The 4,397-nt window shown below is 54.9% G+C and carries 2 protein-coding genes; both read left to right on the top strand.

The window, feature by feature from the left end; all coding sequences use genetic code 11:
* Positions 1–41 precede the first annotated feature (41 nt).
* Positions 42–2,447 carry an NlpC/P60 family protein gene (locus ACESUZ_RS09805; protein WP_373199868.1) on the top strand — a complete coding sequence of 802 codons (2,406 nt, stop codon included), beginning with the start codon at positions 42–44 and terminating at the stop codon, positions 2,445–2,447.
* 147 nt (positions 2,448–2,594) lie between these two features.
* On the top strand, positions 2,595–4,397 hold a 1,803-nt coding region (locus ACESUZ_RS09800; RefSeq protein WP_373199867.1), incomplete at its 3' end, for a GH25 family lysozyme.

The following is a 4,397-nucleotide window of genomic DNA, read 5'->3' as shown; positions in this document are numbered from 1 at the left end:
CTGGCTACGGCCGCGCCGTCCAGGCCGTCCAGGTCGCGGTCCTGCCCAAGGGCGACCCCGCCCCGGGCGACACCGCCTGTCCTTTTAAGAGCCGTAGCGATGAACCTGCCTCAATCATTGTTCGCTCACATACGTCGAATATTGGTTGGATGTCGCCCGTAGGCGGCGGATCTGTTGCCGGGACAACTGGTAGGGGCCTCCCCATGGAGGCTCTTGAGGCTCAGCTTGGCTGGTATGGTCACTCGGGCTCCATTGAGCTTCGTGGCCATGTTTCTAATGTCGGATGGCAGCAGTGGTCTGAGGGGCACTGTGGAACGACTGGTAAGTCTCAGCGTCTCGAAGCCGTTCAGATTCGTCTAACCGGTGAGGCAGCTGAAAAATATGACGTCTGGTATTGTGCTCATGTGTCAGGTATAGGCTGGCTTGATTGGGCTTGCAATGGAGCTGCCGCTGGTTCTGCCGGTAAAGGCAAGGCTATCGAAGCGGTAAAGGTAATCCTTGTGGAGAAAGGCGGAGCAGCGCCTGGCTCTTCGAGCAATGTCTTTATCGGCGATCTAGATGCTGTTGCGGTTTCCGGATCCGCCGTTTCTGGAGAGAGTCTTGGCTTATCTTCTGGTCAAAAGGCTACGATCGGGGGCAAGGGCGCCAAACTGCTGAACTCCATTGCCTTAAGCGTTGCAGGCCAAACTGATGACGGGTCAATTTCCTATGCCGTTATGGATTCATATTCAGGCTGGGGCGCTTTTTCATCGGATGGCGGTGCTGCCAAGGCGGTATCCGGCGCACCCATAAAAGCGATAAAAATGTCGCTGAGTGGCCAGTTTGCTGCCAATTATGACATTTGGTATCGAGTATGCGATTCCGGTAATGGCTGGACGGGTTGGACGTCAAATGGTCAGGCATGTGGCGTTTCTGGCGGTTCTTCCGGTTTGTGCGGCATAGATGTTGTACTTGTTCGTAAGGGCCAACCTGCCCCTGGTCCTACCAGTAATGCATTTATCGAAACGTCGGGAATCGGTCTTGTATCCCAGGCGCACGTTGCTTCTGCGGGCTGGTTGGCTCCCGTTGGCAATGGCGAAACTGCCGGTCAGACGGGCATGTCTCGTTCTCTGCAGGCGTTGTATGTTTCGACGCAGGGTATCGATGCCTCCGTCGAAGTATCGGCGCACGTTGCGAATATCGGTTGGCAACCATACGTCTCGGGTGCTTCCTACGCTGGCACTGTTGGCAAGGGCCTTGCAATTCAGGCGGTTAAATTAAGGCTCACTGGCAACGACGCTTCAAAATACGATATTTACTACCGTGTTCATGCGGCGGATTATGGCTGGCTTGGTTGGGCTAAAAATGACGCCGCAGCTGGCACCGTTGGACTGTCTAAGCAGGCCGAGGCAATTCAAATTAAGTTGGTTGCCAAGGGTTCGTCCGAGGCTCCCGTTCAAGATCATGCTGCTTTGATCCAGCTTCCCGGGCTATCTGCTAAGGCTAATTGCTCCGGTCTTGGCTGGCAAGCGTCCGTTGGCAATGGCGGTGTTGCCGGAACGGTTGGGCAGAACCGTGCCATGGAGGCCATGCAGTTGTCGCTTTCCGATAGCTCCATGAGCGGTGGCATTTCGTATTCTGCTCATGTATCCAATATCGGTTGGCAGTCTGCTGTTTCGGACGGGGCTACATCGGGAACTGTTGGCCAAGGGCAGCAGATCCAGGCTGTGAAGATTAACTTGACTGGCGACGTTTCGAATTACTTTGATGTCTGGTATCGCGTCCATGTGTCAAATTACGGATGGCTTGGCTGGACCAAAAATGGATCGCCCGCGGGTACCACGAAGCTTGGCATTCCTGTTCAGGCTTTACAGGTAAAGATTGCCCCCAAGGGCGCTTCCGCACCAGGCTCTACGTCTGATTCGTATTTTGAGACCTATCGTTATATGGGGTATCAGACCCCGGGATCATATCCAAAAGTTAGTTGTAATAGCGTACAGCTTCCTTCATATTGCACCGGTTACTTTACGTATGTCACGCCTTCTCGAATTCCTTACAACGCTTCACGACAGGATTGCATCAACGCATTCGTCCAGCGTGCTCGTGAATATATCGGTACTCGTTATATCGAGCCGTGGTCTTCTTGGCCAGGGGATGCAGTTGATTGCTCGGGCTTGGTGCTGCAATGTTTGTATGCGACTGGCATGGATATGGGTTGGTATAACCCCTATAACCATCGTTGGTTGCCCGAGCAGACCTATAACTCCATGAACTGGTATCGCAACAACACGTTTATGCCGGTTAGCACCTCTGCTATGCAGAGGGGAGATGTGGTCTACTACCGGGGTCATATTGGAATCTACATTGGAAACGGTCGAATCATTGATTCGTGGCCGGGGATCGGTGTGACCGAGCGCTCGGTCAATGCTCCAGGTCGTGTAATCGGCGCAGCTAGGCCTTTTGCATAGAGTCTGTTGAGGCGCTCCGTTGCAGGAGCGCCTCTTTTTGACTGTATGGTAAACGTTGCTTTTCTAAGCTTTAAATGCCTGTATGGAAGTGCGGTAATATAGCAGCTATTCGGTCTTTACATGTGGTCAATGTCTCGGGGGATATACATGAAACATCTCAAAGCGTCTGCGGCTTTGGTTTGTACGCTATTGATGGGCTGGTCGCAAATCATTCAGCCTTACAGCGCGTATGCGCTGTCGGTTCAGGCCGCCGCTGCCTCGCAGTCGGTCTTGCAAACATCAATCGAGCACGAATCTCAAGGTGTAAGTTCTCAGGGGGCGCAGGACGATGCCTCGGGTTCTCGGGGTGTGACCGAATGGTATGGTGACGATGCAAATGCTGCTCGTCCTTATGGGGAAACAGATTCGGATTCCGGCGAACAGCCTGGAATTGGCGTCGAAGAATCTGGTGTTGACGAGTCAAACGGTGAAGCCCCAACCGATGATTCCGCTGAGATGAATTCCTGCGAAGCAGACTCTTTGGAACCGAACTCTTGGCGTTTCGAAAACGGCGTGCTTATCGATTCTGGCAATGGCGACATCGATGCGCAGTCTTTAACTGACGATTCTTTGCCCAATGGCGTTGTCGCGCGCGGCATCGATGTCAGCAATCATCAAGGAACTGTTGATTGGAATAAGGTTAAGGCCGCGGGGATTGATTTTGCCATTCTCAAGGTCGGTCCGGTTTACGGAAAACCTGACGATTCTTTTGAAAGGAACGCTGCTGAATGTGAACGCCTCGGCATTCCTTATGGCGTGTATTACTACTCCTACGCCCGTTCTGTAGAGGATGCCAATAAAGAGGCCGACAGGACACTTGCTTGGCTCGGTGGCCATCATCCGTCGCTTCCCGTCTATTATGATCTTGAGGATAGCTATATCTTGCAAGATCCGGATTTCAGCAAGGATAAGCTCACTCAGATTGCGCAGACTTTTTGCAACCGTATGGAGGCCGTTGGCTTTAAGTCGGGTATCTATGCGAACCTTAACTGGCTTAACAACTGCCTGAATTCTCCGTCGTTGAACGGTTATGACCATTGGGTCGCTCAATATAATTGGCGTTGCGATTATGCTGGCAGCTACAGTTTCTGGCAGTATTCAAGCAGCGGTAATGTCCCGGGCGTTAACGGACGCTGTGACATGAACTACTGCTTCAACGGTTCTCTTCTGAACGTAGACGACAGCAAGATGCATATTCAGTATGAGGCACATGTCTCGAATATTGGCTGGATGAGCAGCAAGCGCGACGGATCTACAGCTGGCACAACGGGGCAGTCTAAATCAGTGGAGGATCTTAAGGTCGGCATCTTGAATCCTGTTGAAGATGGCTCAGTGCAAATTAACGCCAATGTAAGTGGCATCGGCTGGCAGGGCTGGGACACCCCCTCGGCCTCCGAGGGCGGCACCACCGGCCAGGGCCGCGCCGTCGAGGCCGTGCGCCTGAGGCTCACGGGCTCCCTCGCCAAGGACTACGACGTCTACTACCGCGTCCACGCCTCCAACATCGGCTGGATGGCCTGGGCCAAGGACGGCGAGGAGGCCGGCACCACCGGCTTCGGCAGGAGCGTCGAGGCCGTCCAGATCAGGCTCGTCAAGAAGGGCGACGCCGCCCCCTCGTCTGACGGGGCCAACGTCGACTACGCCTTCAAGAAGAAGCCCATGTCCCTGACCTACCGCGCCCACGTCTCCAACGTTGGCTGGCAGGGCGCCGTGTCCGACGGGGCGACCGCCGGCACCACCGGCCGCGGCCTCGCCCTCGAGGACCTCAAGCTCTCGCTCGACAGCTCCGATTACTCAGACGGCTCGTCCGTCCAGATCGACGCCCACGTCTCGGGCATCGGCTGGCAGGGCTGGGACACCCCCTCGGCCTCCGAGGGCGGCACCACCGGCCAGGGCCGCGCCGTCGAGGCC

The sequence above is a fragment of the Collinsella aerofaciens ATCC 25986 genome (assembly GCF_964239575.1).
GTDB lineage: Bacteria > Actinomycetota > Coriobacteriia > Coriobacteriales > Coriobacteriaceae > Collinsella > Collinsella aerofaciens_BQ.
Note: the sequence above shows the minus strand (reverse complement) of the source record. Positions and strands in the feature narration are given on the sequence as shown.